14 protein-coding genes and 1 riboswitch are annotated in these 12,931 nt (G+C 69.8%); of the genes, 8 read left to right on the forward strand and 6 right to left on the reverse strand.

Annotation, left to right across the window (positions count from 1 at the left end):
• Nucleotides 1-431: molybdenum cofactor guanylyltransferase (mobA, locus tag F9K34_RS12485; RefSeq protein ID WP_291337297.1), on the reverse strand; the 431-nt coding region annotated here is incomplete at its 3' end.
• Nucleotides 421-879: a GNAT family acetyltransferase gene (locus tag F9K34_RS12490; RefSeq protein ID WP_291337298.1), complete on the reverse strand. Its 459-nt coding sequence runs from the start codon at nucleotides 877-879 to the stop codon at nucleotides 421-423. The genes mobA and F9K34_RS12490, both read right to left, overlap by 11 nt.
• Nucleotides 880-955: 76 nt before the next feature.
• On the opposite strand from F9K34_RS12490, the gene F9K34_RS12495 reads away from it, so the two are divergent.
• On the forward strand, nucleotides 956-1,471 hold the full coding sequence (locus tag F9K34_RS12495; protein ID WP_291337299.1) for a DUF2478 domain-containing protein: 516 nt from the start codon (nucleotides 956-958) through the stop codon (nucleotides 1,469-1,471).
• On the opposite strand, the gene ade is transcribed toward F9K34_RS12495, so the two are convergent.
• Nucleotides 1,458-3,155, reverse strand: coding sequence for an adenine deaminase (ade, locus tag F9K34_RS12500; protein ID WP_291337300.1), 1,698 nt, complete (start codon nucleotides 3,153-3,155; stop codon nucleotides 1,458-1,460). The genes F9K34_RS12495 and ade overlap by 14 nt on opposite strands.
• Nucleotides 3,156-3,267: 112 nt before the next feature.
• On the opposite strand from ade, the gene F9K34_RS12505 reads away from it, so the two are divergent.
• The 6 genes from F9K34_RS12505 (at nucleotide 3,268) to F9K34_RS12530 (ending at nucleotide 8,976) form a co-directional block, all read left to right on the forward strand.
• The gene (locus F9K34_RS12505; RefSeq protein WP_291337301.1) at nucleotides 3,268-4,446 is read left to right on the forward strand and encodes an MFS transporter; all 1,179 of its coding nucleotides are present in this window, start codon (nucleotides 3,268-3,270) and stop codon (nucleotides 4,444-4,446) included.
• 51 nt (nucleotides 4,447-4,497) lie between these two features.
• Nucleotides 4,498-5,550, forward strand: coding sequence for a glycosyltransferase family 4 protein (locus tag F9K34_RS12510; protein WP_291337302.1), 1,053 nt, complete (start codon nucleotides 4,498-4,500; stop codon nucleotides 5,548-5,550).
• Nucleotides 5,547-6,179: a glycosyltransferase family 29 protein gene (locus tag F9K34_RS12515; RefSeq protein ID WP_291337303.1), complete on the forward strand. Its 633-nt coding sequence runs from the start codon at nucleotides 5,547-5,549 to the stop codon at nucleotides 6,177-6,179. Before F9K34_RS12510 ends, F9K34_RS12515 begins: the two co-directional genes overlap by 4 nt.
• 101 nt (nucleotides 6,180-6,280) lie before the next feature.
• The gene (locus F9K34_RS12520) at nucleotides 6,281-7,303 is read left to right on the forward strand and encodes an aspartate-semialdehyde dehydrogenase (RefSeq protein WP_291337304.1); all 1,023 of its coding nucleotides are present in this window, start codon (nucleotides 6,281-6,283) and stop codon (nucleotides 7,301-7,303) included.
• Nucleotides 7,304-7,449: 146 nt separating this feature from the next.
• A riboswitch (cobalamin riboswitch) is annotated at nucleotides 7,450-7,629 on the forward strand.
• Nucleotides 7,630-7,673: 44 nt separating this feature from the next.
• Nucleotides 7,674-8,438: a 5,6-dimethylbenzimidazole synthase gene (gene bluB, locus F9K34_RS12525; RefSeq protein ID WP_291337305.1), complete on the forward strand. Its 765-nt coding sequence runs from the start codon at nucleotides 7,674-7,676 to the stop codon at nucleotides 8,436-8,438.
• Between the two features lie 94 nt (nucleotides 8,439-8,532).
• Nucleotides 8,533-8,976 (forward strand): DUF805 domain-containing protein, encoded by a 444-nt coding sequence (locus F9K34_RS12530; protein ID WP_291337306.1) that lies wholly within the window; start codon nucleotides 8,533-8,535, stop codon nucleotides 8,974-8,976.
• A 3-nt stretch (nucleotides 8,977-8,979) separates the two neighbouring features.
• On the opposite strand, the gene F9K34_RS12535 is transcribed toward F9K34_RS12530, so the two are convergent.
• The 3 genes from F9K34_RS12535 to F9K34_RS12545 all read right to left on the reverse strand — a co-directional run bounded on the left by F9K34_RS12535 (nucleotide 8,980) and on the right by F9K34_RS12545 (nucleotide 11,703).
• Nucleotides 8,980-10,350 carry a glutamate--cysteine ligase gene (locus F9K34_RS12535; RefSeq protein ID WP_291337307.1) on the reverse strand — a complete coding sequence of 457 codons (1,371 nt, stop codon included), beginning with the start codon at nucleotides 10,348-10,350 and terminating at the stop codon, nucleotides 8,980-8,982.
• Between the two features lie 106 nt (nucleotides 10,351-10,456).
• Nucleotides 10,457-10,966 (reverse strand): hypothetical protein, encoded by a 510-nt coding sequence (locus tag F9K34_RS12540; protein WP_291337308.1) that lies wholly within the window; start codon nucleotides 10,964-10,966, stop codon nucleotides 10,457-10,459.
• On the reverse strand, nucleotides 10,963-11,703 hold the full coding sequence (locus F9K34_RS12545) for a 16S rRNA (uracil(1498)-N(3))-methyltransferase (RefSeq protein WP_291337309.1): 741 nt from the start codon (nucleotides 11,701-11,703) through the stop codon (nucleotides 10,963-10,965). Before F9K34_RS12545 ends, F9K34_RS12540 begins: the two co-directional genes overlap by 4 nt.
• Nucleotides 11,704-11,715: 12 nt before the next feature.
• Between F9K34_RS12545 and ubiA the strand changes: the two genes are divergently transcribed.
• Complete coding sequence (gene ubiA, locus F9K34_RS12550; protein WP_291337310.1) at nucleotides 11,716-12,693, forward strand: 4-hydroxybenzoate octaprenyltransferase; 978 nt, start codon at nucleotides 11,716-11,718, stop codon at nucleotides 12,691-12,693.
• Nucleotides 12,694-12,931 lie beyond the last annotated feature (238 nt).

The raw sequence follows: 12,931 nt of genomic DNA on the forward strand, positions 1-12,931 counted from the left end.
GCCCGGACGGGACGGGTCGGATGCGCCCGCATCCGCCCCGTCCCGTCCGGGCTTTCCGCCACCGCGCCGCCTTCGGTCGTCGCGGCGACGAGGCGCGCGACGAGGTCACGCGGCAGGAAAGGCGAGTCCGCCGCCGCGGTGACGACAACGCCGGCCCCGAGCCCCGCCGCCCAGTCCATCGCCGCGAGGATGCCGGCGAGCGGCCCGGGCTGCCCGGGCACCGGATCGGCCAGTACCGGCAGGCTGAATTCCGCGAAGCGCGCAGGATCGCCGTTCGCGTTGATGGCAAGTGCGCCGCACTGCGGGGCAAGGCGGGCGATGACGTGGTCGATGACGCGACCGGAGCCGAGCGGCAGGAGGCCCTTGTCGCCTCCGCCCATCCGCAGCGCCTGACCGCCAGCAAGGATCACGCAGGGTGGATCAGTGGGCATCGGGGTTCTCGCGGAAGGCGCGCTCGCGCTCGGGGTCGAGCCATTTCTGCAGGACGGCCACCGCGCTCTCCTCGTACCCGAGGTGCTCGTAGAAACCCATGACGGGCGCGTTCGAGCGGCGGACGAGAAGCTGGAGCTTGGTGTGCCCGTGCGCCCGCGCCCAGTCCTCCGCTGCCGCCATGGCCCTGCCGCCCCAGCCTTCGCCGCGCCGCGCCGGATCGGCGCAGAGGTAATAGACCCAGGCGCGGTGGCCGCCGTCCTCGACCACGACGCTCGCAACCGGGACGCCATCCGCGCAGGCGACCAGAAGCGCCGACTTCGGGTTGGCGCGGATCGCCTCGATGTCCGCGCGCGGCGGGTTCCAGGGTCGCGTCATGCCGGCACGATCCCAGAGCGCGATCACGGTGTCGATCTCGTCGTCGCGGATCGGGCGGAAGCCCTGCGCCATCCGAACGCCTCCATTCTGCTTTGCGGCCGGTGCGGCATCCTGTATGCGGGAACGGGCGGGTTCAAGAGGAGGGGCGATGCTCGGCTACATCATCGCGGACGCCGGGGCCGACGGTTGCCTCGCGGCGGTGGCGCTGCGCCTGGAAGCGGCGGACATCCCCTTTGCCGGCGCGATCCAGAACAACGCCGCGCGCGACGACGGCCAGCCCCCCGACATGGATCTGCGCATCATCGGCACCGAGCGCATCATCCGCATCAGCCAGATGCTGGGCCCCGGTTCAACCGGCTGCCGGCTCAACGCCGCGGCGCTGGAGGAGGCGGCCGGGCTGGTCGGCGCGGCGCTCGACACCGGGGCGCCGCGGGTGCTGCTGCTTAACCGCTTCGGCCGGCAGGAGGCGGAGGGCCGAGGCTTCCGCCCGCTCATCGGCCGGGCGCTGGGCGAGGGTCTGGCGGTACTCACCGTGGTTGGAGCGGACTATCTTTCTGCCTTCGCGGACTTCGCCGGGGGAATGGCGGAGCGCCTGCCGGCAGAGACCGAGGCGCTTCGCCGATGGTGCCACGACCGGGTGTCCGCCTCCGTCACCCGGGAATGATCTCGAACCGCGTCACGTCGACCATGCCGCGGTCGGTGATCTTCAGCGCCGGAATCACCGGCAGCGCGAGGAAGGCGAGCTGGAGGAAGGGTTCCTCCAGCACCACGCCAAGGCTTCTCGCGGCGGCGCGCAGCGCGACGAGCCGGTCGCGCACCGTCTCGAACGGATCGAGGCTCATCAGCCCCGCCACCGGCAGGCCGAGTTCCGCCAGCACCTCGCCGCCGCGCGCCACGACGAAGCCGCCCTCGATTTCCGCCATCCGGTTCGCCGCCAGTGCCATGTCGGCGTAGTTAGCACCGACGACGGCGATGTTGTGGTGATCGTGGCAGACGGTGGAGGCGATGGCGCCGGCCCGCATTCCGAAGCCCCTCACGAAGCCGGTGGCGATGTTGCCGTTCTTCCCGTGCCGTTCGATCACCGCGATGCGCATCAGGTCGCGCGCCGGGTCGGGGCGCTTGTCGCCGTCCTGCACCGGGATCCCCTCGCGCAGGTGCTCGGTGATGATCTTGCCCTCGAGGATGCCGATCACGTCCGTCTCGGTCCGGTTGGCGCGGGCGCGGAAATCCTCCGGCCGGACCTTCGGCGCCCTGACCGAATGGCGCCCGACCGGCGGGAGCGTCGGGCGCGCGGCAAAAGCGGCGGCGTCGGCCAGCCGTCCGGCGCAGAGGACGAGCCGGGCATGGCAGCCCTCCAGACTGTCGACGGCGACGATGTCGGCGCGCTTGCCCGGCGCGATCTGGCCGCGGTCCTTCAGGCCGAAGGCCTCGGCCGCCGACAGGCTCGCCGCCCGGTAGGCGGCAAGTCGCGACACGCCCTTCGCGATGAGCGTGCGGATCATGTAGTCGAGATGCCCGTGCTCGGCGATGTCGAGCGGGTTGCGGTCGTCGGTGCACAGGCACATGTAGGCCGAGGTCACGTCGGTCAGAACCGGTGCAAGCGCGTTCAGGTCCTTCGACACCGAACCTTCGCGGATCAGGACACGCATCCCCTTCTGGAGTTTCTCGCGCGCCTCGGCGGCGGTCGTCGCCTCGTGCTCCGTGCGGATGCCGGCGGCGATGTAGGCGTTGAGGTCGCGGCCCGTGAGCTGCGGACAATGGCCGTCGACATGGCCGCCCGCGAAGAGCCTGAGCTTCGCCATGCAGCCCGGATCGCGGTGGATCACGCCGGGGTAGTTCATGAATTCCGCCAGCCCGATGCCCGAGGGATCGCCCATCACGGCGCGAAGGTCGTCGGCGCCGATCTCCGCCCCCGCCGTTTCCATATGCGAGGAGGGAACGCAGGAGGAAAGCTGTACGCGCAGGTCCATCAGCGTGTGGCGGCTCGCCTCCTGGAACCAGCGGATGCCGTCAAGGCCGATCACGTTGGCGATCTCGTGCGGGTCGCAGATCGCGGTCGTCACACCGCGCGGGGTGACGCAGCGGTCGAACTCCAGGGGCGTGACGAGCGAGCTTTCGATGTGCAGATGCGTGTCGATGAAACCGGGGACGAGCGTTAGGCCCGTCACGTCGATCACCTCGCGCCCCTCGTAGGGGGCGCCGATGCCGACGATGGTGTCGCCGGCGATCGCCACATCGCCGTCGATCATCGCCCCGGTCACCACGTCGAGGACGCGTCCGCCTCGGAGCACGAGATCTGCTGGCGCGTCGCCACGGCCCTGCGCGATGCGCGTTTCGAGGTCGGTCATCGGTTTGCTCCCCGGCGGTTCCGACACAGTGTCCCCGAGGGCGCGGTCAAGATCAACGCCCGCCCTTGCAACCGCCGCGGTTCTGAACGACCGTCGCCGCCGGGGAGGAGACATGCGGATCGGACTTGCCTTTCTCGTGGCCGGCTACGTGCTAAGCCAGTTCTACCGCGCGTTTCTCGCGGTGCTTGCGCCGACGCTCGGGGCGGAGATCGGGACGACACCTGCGGACCTCGCGCTGTCGTCGGGGATTTGGTTCATCACCTTCGCGCTGATGCAGATGCCGGTGGGCGCTGCGCTCGACCGGATCGGTCCGCGGCTGACGGTCTCGATCCTCCTCGGGCTCGGCGGCGGCGGCGGCGCGCTCGTCTTCGCGCTGGCCGAGGCGCCTTGGGCCATCCATCTGGCGATGGCGCTGATCGGGGTCGGCTGCTCGCCGGTGCTGATGGCGTCCTACTACATCTTCGCGCGGATCTACTCGCCCGCCGTCTTCGGAACGCTCGCGGGCGCGATGATCGGCGCGGGTTCGCTCGGCAACATCGCAGGCGCCGCGCCCCTTGCCGCGCTGGTGGCTGCGGTGGGCTGGCGGCCGACGCTCCTCGGCCTTACGGCGGTGACGCTTGCCGTGGCGCTGGCGCTCGCGGTCTTCGTGCGCGACCCGGAACGGGCGAAGACGCCCGAGGCGGGAACCGGGTCGGTTCTCGACTTGCTGCGCATTCCCGGCCTCTGGGCGATCCTGCTTCTGATGACCGTCGCCTACGCGCCGGCCGCGGCGATCCGGGGGCTCTGGGCCGGGCCCTACCTGGCCGACGTGTTCGCGGCCGACGCCACGACCATCGGGCGGGTCACGCTGGTGATGGCGCTGGCGATGGTTGCCGGCAATTTCGCCTACGGGCCGCTCGACCGCATTTTCGGCACGCGGAAATGGGTGGTGTTCTGGGGCAACGCGCTCGGCGCCGTCTGCCTTGCCGCACTCGCCCTCTGGCCCGAGCGGGGGGTCTGGACGGCGGCGGCGCTTCTCGCGGGGCTCGGCCTTTTCGGCTCGTCCTTCCCGGCGGTCATGGCCCATGCGCGGGCCTTCTTCCCGCCGCATCTCGTCGGGCGCGGGGTGACGCTGGTCAACATGTTCGGGATCGGCGGCGCGGGCATCCTGCAATTCGCCAGTGGCCAGGTGCATCGCGCTGCCGCCGAAGGCGCCGCCACGCCTGAGGCACCCTTTGCCGCACTCTTCCTCTTCTTCCTTGTGCCGCTTCTTGCCGGACTCGCGCTCTACCTCTTCAGCCGCGACGCCTGAGGCTGGCGTGGCCGGCCCCCATCGGCTAACCATCGCGGGGAAGGAGCGCGCATGGCCCCCGATATCCGCGACATCGAGGTGATCGCGCCGAACCTGAAGCGGCGCCTTTCCGGCGTGACGGCCACGGTCGTGCGGCTGGTGCCGCTGCAGGCGCGGAGGATCGGGATCGCGGCGACCGGGCCGGGCCTGCCGCCCCATGTGCCGCATGTGCCGCTGTGGCGCCTGTTCCTCATGCCGCGCGACCGGCTCAGGGTCTGGCACGCGCGGCGCAACACCGAGATGGCGCTGGGCCTCGTCCTGCGCGGTGTCTTCCGCCGGCGGCTCGCGCTTCTCTTCACTTCCGCCTCGCAGCGCAGGCACACCGGCTACACCCGCGGGCTCATCGCCCGGATGGACGGGCTGGTCGCCACATCGGGGCGCAGTGCCTGCTACCTCGAACGGACCGCAGAGGTGATCCACCACGGCATCGACACGGAGGCGTTCTCGCCGCCCCTCGACCGCGCCGCGCTGCGGCGACGGCTCGGCCTGCCCGAGGGCGACGTGATCCTCGGCTGCTTCGGCCGCATCCGGGCGCAGAAGGGGACGGACGCCTTCGTGGACGCCGCCATCGACCTCCTGCAGGTCCGGCCGGGCGTGACCGCGCTCGTCATGGGGCGTGCGACGGAGGGGCACGAGGCGTTCCTCGACGACCTGAAGGCGCGCGCCGCGGCCGCCCAACTCGCGGATCGCGTCAGGTTCCTGTCCGAGGTGCCGGTGCACGAGATGGCCGACTGGTATCGCGCACTCGACCTCTATGTCGCGCCGCAGCGGTGGGAAGGCTTCGGGCTCACCCCGATCGAGGCAATGGCCTGCGGCGTGCCGGTGGTGGCCACGCGGGTCGGGGCGTTCGAGGAGATCGTGACCAAGGCGACCGGCACGCTGGTGCCGCCCGGCGACGTCCCCGCCCTTGCCGCCGCGATCGCCCCGTTCCTCGACGACGCGGACCGACGCCGGACAGCGGGCGCGGCGGCGCTGGAGCGGGTCCGCACGCAGTTCCGCATCGAGGACGAGGCGGCGGCGCTGGTTGCCGTCTACCGCCGCCTTCTGGCGGGAGAACGCTGGTGACGCGGGCGGGGTTCCTTCTCGCGCGGACGCTGCGTTGGGACGCGCCGATCGCCCGGCTTTCGGTGCCGAAGGCCGAGTTGATGGCGGAACTCAAGGACAAGCGGGTGGCGCTCGTCGGCAACGCGCGGTCGCTGGCCGAGCGCGACGAGGGGGCCGAGATCGACCGCGCCGACATCGTGATCCGCATCAACCGCGCGCCGATGCCCGCCACGCGCACGCATGGCGCGCGCACCGACTGGCTCGCGCTCGCCACCTCCATCGGCGCGGCCGATCTGGAGCGGGTCCGGCCGCGCCGCCTTCTCTGGATGAGCCACAAGCGCAAGCGCCTGTCTTGGCGTGTCGCCTCGTCGCCAGGCTTCTACCTGCATCCGCTGGTGGAATGGCGGGCGCTGAAGGATGCCCTCGGCGCTCCGCCGACAACGGGGATGATGATGATCGAGCTGCTGGCATCGAGCGCGCTTTCGGAACTTCGGCTTCACGGCTTCGATTTCTTCGCCTCGCTCTCGCTCACCGGGTCGCGCCGCGCCGACCAGGTGCCGCATGACTTCGCCACCGAGGCGCGGTTCGTCAGCGGTCTCATCGCGCGCGATCCGCGGGTGGTGCAGGTGGGCGCGCCGAAGCCGCGCTGAACGGTTTCCCCGCAACAATTCTGCACCGCAGAATCGGCGGCCCTTTATCTGACCCCCGCAATCGGATAAGGGGCCTCGTCCTGAACTTGAGGAGACCCCAGATGGGCTACAAGGTCGTTGTCGCCGGCGCCACGGGGAACGTGGGTCGCGAAATGCTGAACATCCTCGCCGAGCGGGAGTTCCCCGTCGACGAGATTGCCGCGCTTGCCTCGCGCAAGTCGCTCGGCACCGAGGTTTCGTTCGGCGACAAGACCCTCAAGACCAAGGACCTCGACACCTTCGACTTCACCGGCTGGGATATCGCGCTCTTTGCCGTGGGGTCCGAGGCGACGAAGATCTACGCGCCGAAGGCCGCGAAGGCCGGGTGCGTCGTGATCGACAACTCCTCGCTCTATCGGTACGACCCGGAAATCCCGCTCGTGGTGCCGGAAGTGAACCCCGAGGCGGTCGAGAAGTACAAGGCCAGGAACATCATCGCCAACCCCAACTGCTCCACCGCCCAGATGGTGGTGGCGCTCAAGCCGCTCCATGATAGGGCCAGGATCAAGCGCGTCGTCGTCTCGACCTACCAGTCGGTCTCGGGTGCCGGCAAGGCGGGGATCGACGAACTCTGGGACCAGACCAAGTCGATCTACAACCCGGTCTCGGAAGTGCCGCCGAAGAAGTTCACCAAGCAGATCGCCTTCAACGTCATCCCGCACATCGACGTCTTCATGGAGGACGGTTCCACCAAGGAAGAGTGGAAGATGGTGGCCGAGACGAAGAAGATCCTCGACCCCAAGGTGAAGGTCACGGCGACCTGCGTCAGGGTGCCGGTCTTCGTCGGCCATTCCGAGGCGATCAACGTCGAGTTCGAGGAATTCCTCGACGAGGACGAGGCGCGCGACATCCTGCGCGAGGCGCCGGGGGTGATGGTCGTCGACAAGCGCGAGCCGGGTGGCTACGTCACCCCGATCGAATGCGTCGGCGATTACGCGACCTTTGTCAGCCGCATCCGTCAGGATTCGACGATCGAGAACGGCCTGAACCTCTGGTGCGTCTCCGACAACCTGCGCAAGGGCGCGGCGCTGAACGCCGTCCAGATCGCCGAGACGCTGGGCAACCGCTGCCTGAAGAAGGGGTGAGGACCGCCCGCAATCGCTCCGTTGGAGCGATTGCGGGTCCGAACGCCCGGAGCGCAAGCGAAGGGCCGGGAGGGGCCCTGGCGACCTCGACGATGGGGGCGCCTCGAGGGCGCCCTTTTTCGCTGGACAACCGGGTGAAGGCCCTTAGGGTCGGCCCACCTTCCGGTGCCCGCCACGGCGGGAGAATCGGGAATGCGGTGCAAGCCCGCAACGTGCCCAACGCTGTAAGGGGGACCGCCGGACGAAAGCCACTGGCCCAAGGGCCGGGAAGGTGTCCGGACGGGGTGAACCTCAGTCAGAAGACCGGCCGGGAGGGATGGCGCAGGCCGCGTGGACGGCTGCCGGCGCGGGACCATCCAAGGGGACTCCGATGGCCGATACGACATGTGCGCTCGCCGCGCCCGATGCCTACGATACCGCGACCCGCGAAGCGGTCTACCGCACGATCCTGACCCGCCGCGACACGCGCGGCGACTTCCTGCCCGATCCGGTGGCGCCCGAACGGCTCAGCCGTGTGCTTCTGGCCGCGCACCACGCACCCTCCGTCGGGTTCATGCAGCCGTGGGACTTCATCATCCTGCGCGACAGTGAAACGCGTCGTCGGGTGCATGACCTCTTCGCGAAGGCGAATGCCGAGGCGGCGCTGATGTTCGAGGGCGAGCGGCGCGAGACCTACCGCGGGCTGAAGCTCGAGGGTATCCTCGAGGCGCCGCTCAACATCTGCGTCACCTGCGACCGAAGCCGGGCAGGGCCGGTGGTGATCGGGCGGACGCATATTCCGATGATGGACCTCTTCTCGTCGGTCTGCGCGGTGCAGAACCTCTGGCTCGCCGCGCGCGCCGAAGGGCTGGGCGTTGGCTGGGTCTCGATCCTCGACAACCGCGCGCTCAAGTCCCTTCTCCGCCTGCCGGAAGGGGTCATCCCGGTCGCCTATCTTTGCATCGGGCATGTGCGCGGCTTCCATCGCCGGCCCGAGCTGGAGACGGTCGGCTGGCGGCGGCGGCTTCCTCTCGCCGACTGCGTCCACCTTGACGGGTGGGGCAACGTCGGCGGAGACCCGGAACTCGCCGACCGGATGCTAGGAGATCAGGCCGCGGTCGACGCGGGCCGCTTCCTGACCCGGCGGCTCGTCTGAACGGCAGGGCGTCGGCGGCGAGGCGCCGGCGCCCACTTCTTTACTTCGGCTCCAAGAGGCACGACTGTTGGTCTGCTCCGGCAGGGAGGCGAGGATGGATTTCACGACCGCGGTCGCAACCTGTTTCTCGAAGTACGCGACCTTCGCCGGCCGCGCGCGGCGAGCGGAATTCTGGTGGTTCGCGCTCTTCAACTTCGGCGTGACGCTGATCCTCGCGGTGATCGACGCGGGAGCCGGAGGCCCGCACCGCTGGATGATGGGCGGAGAGGGGCCGAGCCCGGTCGGAACGCTCTACTGGCTCGCCGTGTTCCTGCCGTCGCTCGCCGTCACGGTGCGGCGGTTGCACGACATCGACCGCTCCGGCTGGTGGGTGCTTCTGCAGTTCGTCCCGCTGATCGGCCCGCTGATCCTCATCTGGTTCCTCGCCACGCGGGGCACGGCGGGGTCCAACCGCTTCGGACCCGATCCGCTTGGGCAGCCGCCGGCGGGGCCGCCGGGCTATGGTCCGTCCCCGGTCCCGCGCGTGGAGCGACGATAGGACTCAGTAGCTGTATTCGCCGTAGATGCGGCTCAGATCGCCCGCCCACGCGCCGTGATACTTCTCCAGCAGCTCGTCGGCCGGCACCTTGCCCGTCTCGATGCTCTCCTGCAGCGCATTCAGGAAATGGGTCTCGTCGGGAACCATCCCTCCGACACCCGGCCGGGCGCGGGCCTTCAGCCCCGCCTCGGCGATCCTCACCGCCTCGCGCGCCAGATCGATCATGCGGATGCCCTTCGCCTCGCCCTGCAACGCGTGGATCGACGCCGCGGCACGCAGGCCCTCGCGAGTCTCTGCGTCCCAGCCCTTGACCAGGTCCCAGGCCGCGTCGAGCGCCGCCGCGTCGTAAAGAAGCCCGACCCAGAAGGCCGGCAGCGCGCAGAGCCGCCGCCACGGGCCGCCATCGGCGCCCCGCGTCTCCATGTACTTCTTGATCCGCGCTTCGGGGAAGATCGTGGTCAGATGGTCGGCCCAGTCGGAAAGTGTGGGCTTCTCCCCCGGCAGCGCCGGCAGTTCCCCCTTGAGGAAGGCGCGGAACGACTGGCCGAGCGCGTTGATGTATTTTCCGTCGCGGTAGACGAAGTACATCGGCACATCGAGCGCGTAATCGACATAGCGCTCGAACCCCATTCCGTCCTCGAAGACAAAGGGCAGCATCCCGGTCCGCGCCGGGTCGAGGTTCTGCCAGATGTGGCTGCGCCAGCTCTTCCGGCCGTTGGGCTTGCCGTCGAGGAAGGGCGAATTGGCGAAAAGCGCGGTGGCAACGGGCTGAAGCGCGAGCGCCACGCGGAACTTCTTCACCATGTCGGCTTCCGAGGCGAAGTCGAGGTTCACCTGCACCGTGCAAGTGCGATACATCATCGTCTTGCCCATGGTGCCGACGCGGTCCATGTAGTCGGTCATCAACCGGTAACGCCCCTTGGGCATCATCGGCATCTCCTCCTGCCGCCAGATCGGCGCGGCGCCGAGGCCGATGAACCGCGCACCGATCCCGTCGGCGACCGCCTGCACCTCGCGGAGATGCTCGTTCACCTCGTCACAGGTCTGGTGGATCGTCTCCAGCGGCGCGCCGGAAAGCTCCAGTTGCCCACCCGGTTCCAGGCTCACGTTGGCGCCGTTCTGGGTTAGCCCGATGATGTTGCCCTGCTCCAGTACCGGCTGCCAGCCGTAGCGCTCCGCCAGCCCGTCAAGCATGGCCTTGATCGACCGCGGGCCGTCGTAGGGCAGGGGTTTCAGGCTGTCCTTGCAGTAGCCGAATTTCTCGTGCTCGGTCCCGATGCGCCAGTCCGCCTTCGGCTTGCAGCCCGACGCGAGATAGGCCGCGAGGTCCTCGAACCTTTCGATCGGGCCGCCGCCCTGCTGTGGAATGGACATGGGTCGCCTCGATCCGTCTATCGATTCAGGAGCGATAGACCTGAAACGCGACCCGGCCCGAGTCAAGCTCACCCGGCCGCGCGGGGCCATGACTTTTCGTGATCGCTCACATGCGCGACAGCCGCGCGGCGCGCCGGGTCCAGAGCGGCAGCGTCGGCTGGCCGTGGTCGAGTGCCGCGGCGAGGGCCGCCATGTCGATGCCGGGCAGGGCCGCGAAGGCATCGAAGAGCCGGTCCGCCCCGGCCGCATCGACCGGAATCAGGAGGACCTGCCCGTCCGCGGTCTTCAGCCGCCAGGCGCGGGCGCCGAAGTGTTCGGCAAGCCGCAGTTCCGAGAGGTCGGCGAGCGCCACGAAGCCGCCGAAGGTCGGGCCGAAGCAGCCGACCTGGCCCTCGTCCACCTCCACCAGTCCCGGCGCGTCCACACCGCGCAGGAAGCGAACGCGGCGAAGCGCGATCAGCCCCCAGCCCGCCGCGACCGATGTCATCGCGATCCCGAGCGGCAGAAGCACGTAACCGCCGCCGGACATTGACCAGAATCCGAACGCAGCCAGGATCGCCGCCGCGATCACCTCTCGCCAGCGCCGGGCCAGCGCGCGGACCTCGGGCCGGATCATGCCGGCGTCCAGTCGCCGAGGTGTGCCTGCCAGATCGCCACGAGCGCCACAGCTGCCGTCTCGGCCCTCAGGATGCGCGGGCCGAGCGCGACGGACGTCACGAAGGGGAGCGCGCGAAGCCACTCGCGCTCCGCCGGGGAGAAGCCGCCCTCCGGGCCGATGAGAATGGCCGAGGGGCCAGGCGCGAGCGCGGCGAGGACATCGCGCGGCGATCCGGCACCCGCCGCCGCCTCGTCGGCCCAGAGGAGCTGCCGCCCGGCATCCCAGGCGGCAAGCACCTTGCCCAGCGTTGCCGGCTCTGCCACCGAGGGTAGCGCCATCGCCCCGCACTGTTCGGCCGCCTCGCGGACATGCGCCTCCGCCTTGTCGCGGCGGAACCGCTCGGCGTTGGTATAGTCGGTCGTCACCGGCAGCAGCCGGGCCACGCCCAGTTCCACCGCCTTCTCGACGATGAAGTCCGTACGCACCTTCTTCACAGGGGCGAAGAGAAGCCAGAGGTCGGCCGGCCGGTCCTGCACGCGGGTGCGTTCGAGGCAACGGAGCGTGCCTTTCCGCTTGCCCGCCTCCGCCACCTCTGCCAGCCATTCGCCGTCACGGCCGTTGAAGACCAGCACGCGCGACCCCGGGCCTTCGCGCATCACGCCGAAAAGGTAATGCGCCTGCGCTTCCGCCAGGACAACGGATTGCCCCGGCCCGAGCGGCTGGTCTACACAGAGCCTGATCTTCGCCTGAACCATGAGCCGGACCTTATGAGCGCCCCCGACGAAACGCCAGAGCCCGAGGGCGCCGCTGCCGGAACCGTCGCCGACGCGATGCGCGGCAACTGGGTGGACCGCCTCGCCCCGGGATTCGCGCGACCCTACCTTCGGCTTTCGCGCGCCGACCGGCCGATCGGGACCTGGCTGTTGCTCATTCCCTGCTGGTGGGGTGTCGCGCTGGCCGCCGCGCAGGACGGCTGGCGGCTCTGGGACGCGTGGATCTGGCTTGGCTGTGCGCTGGGGGCCTGGCTGATGCGCGGGGCAGGGTGCACCTGGAACGACATCACCGACCGCGACTTCGACGCTGCCGTGGCACGCACCCGGTCGCGGCCGATCCCTTCGGGGCAGGTCAGCGTCCGGCAGGCGGTGATCTGGATGGCGGCGCAGATGGCAGCCGCCGGGCTCATCCTCCTGTCCTACAACGGGCTGGCGGTCGCGCTCGGGCTTTCCTCGCTCGGCCTGGTGGCGATCTACCCCTATGCCAAGCGCTTTACCTGGTGGCCGCAGCTCTTTCTCGGGCTGGCGTTCAACTGGGGCGCCATCCTCGCCTATGCCGCCCATGCCGGGCGGGTGGACGGGGCGGCAGTGCTTCTCTACGCCGCCGGCATCGCCTGGACGCTCTTCTACGACACGATCTATGCTCATCAGGACAAGGAGGACGACGTGCTGATCGGGGTGAAGTCCACCGCGCGGCTCTTCGGTGCGGCGACGGGCAGGTGGCTCGCCCGATTCCTCGTGGCCACCGTCGGCCTGATGACGCTGGCCGTGCTGGTGGCGCTCCTGCCCGTGGCCGGCCCGCTGAAGCTCGGCCTCGCCCTCCTGGCGCCCTGGGCAATGGGCTGGCATCTCCTCTGGCAGATGAACCGGCTCGACATCGACGATCCGGCGAACTGCCTGAGGCTCTTCCGCTCCAACCGCGATACCGGGCTGCTCGCTGCGCTGTTTCTTGCCGCCGCCGCCTTCCTCTGATTGATCCGGTCCGTCCGCACCCTTATGCAAGGGCGGTCCGCCCACTGCCAAGGCGCGCTGCCCCATGCGTTTTCCCCTCCCGCTGCCCCGCACGATGAGCTTTCCCGCGACCCTCCCGGTGCGGCTGATACTTCCCGGCTTCCTCCTTCTGGCCGCTCTGCTCAGCCTCTTCGCGGCGATGGTCGCGGCGAAGCTGCTGATCGGCGCCGTCACCGGCGTCGACCGGCCCGCGCTGGCG

Source organism: Albidovulum sp. (assembly GCF_008933605.1).
GTDB lineage: Bacteria > Pseudomonadota > Alphaproteobacteria > Rhodobacterales > Rhodobacteraceae > Albidovulum.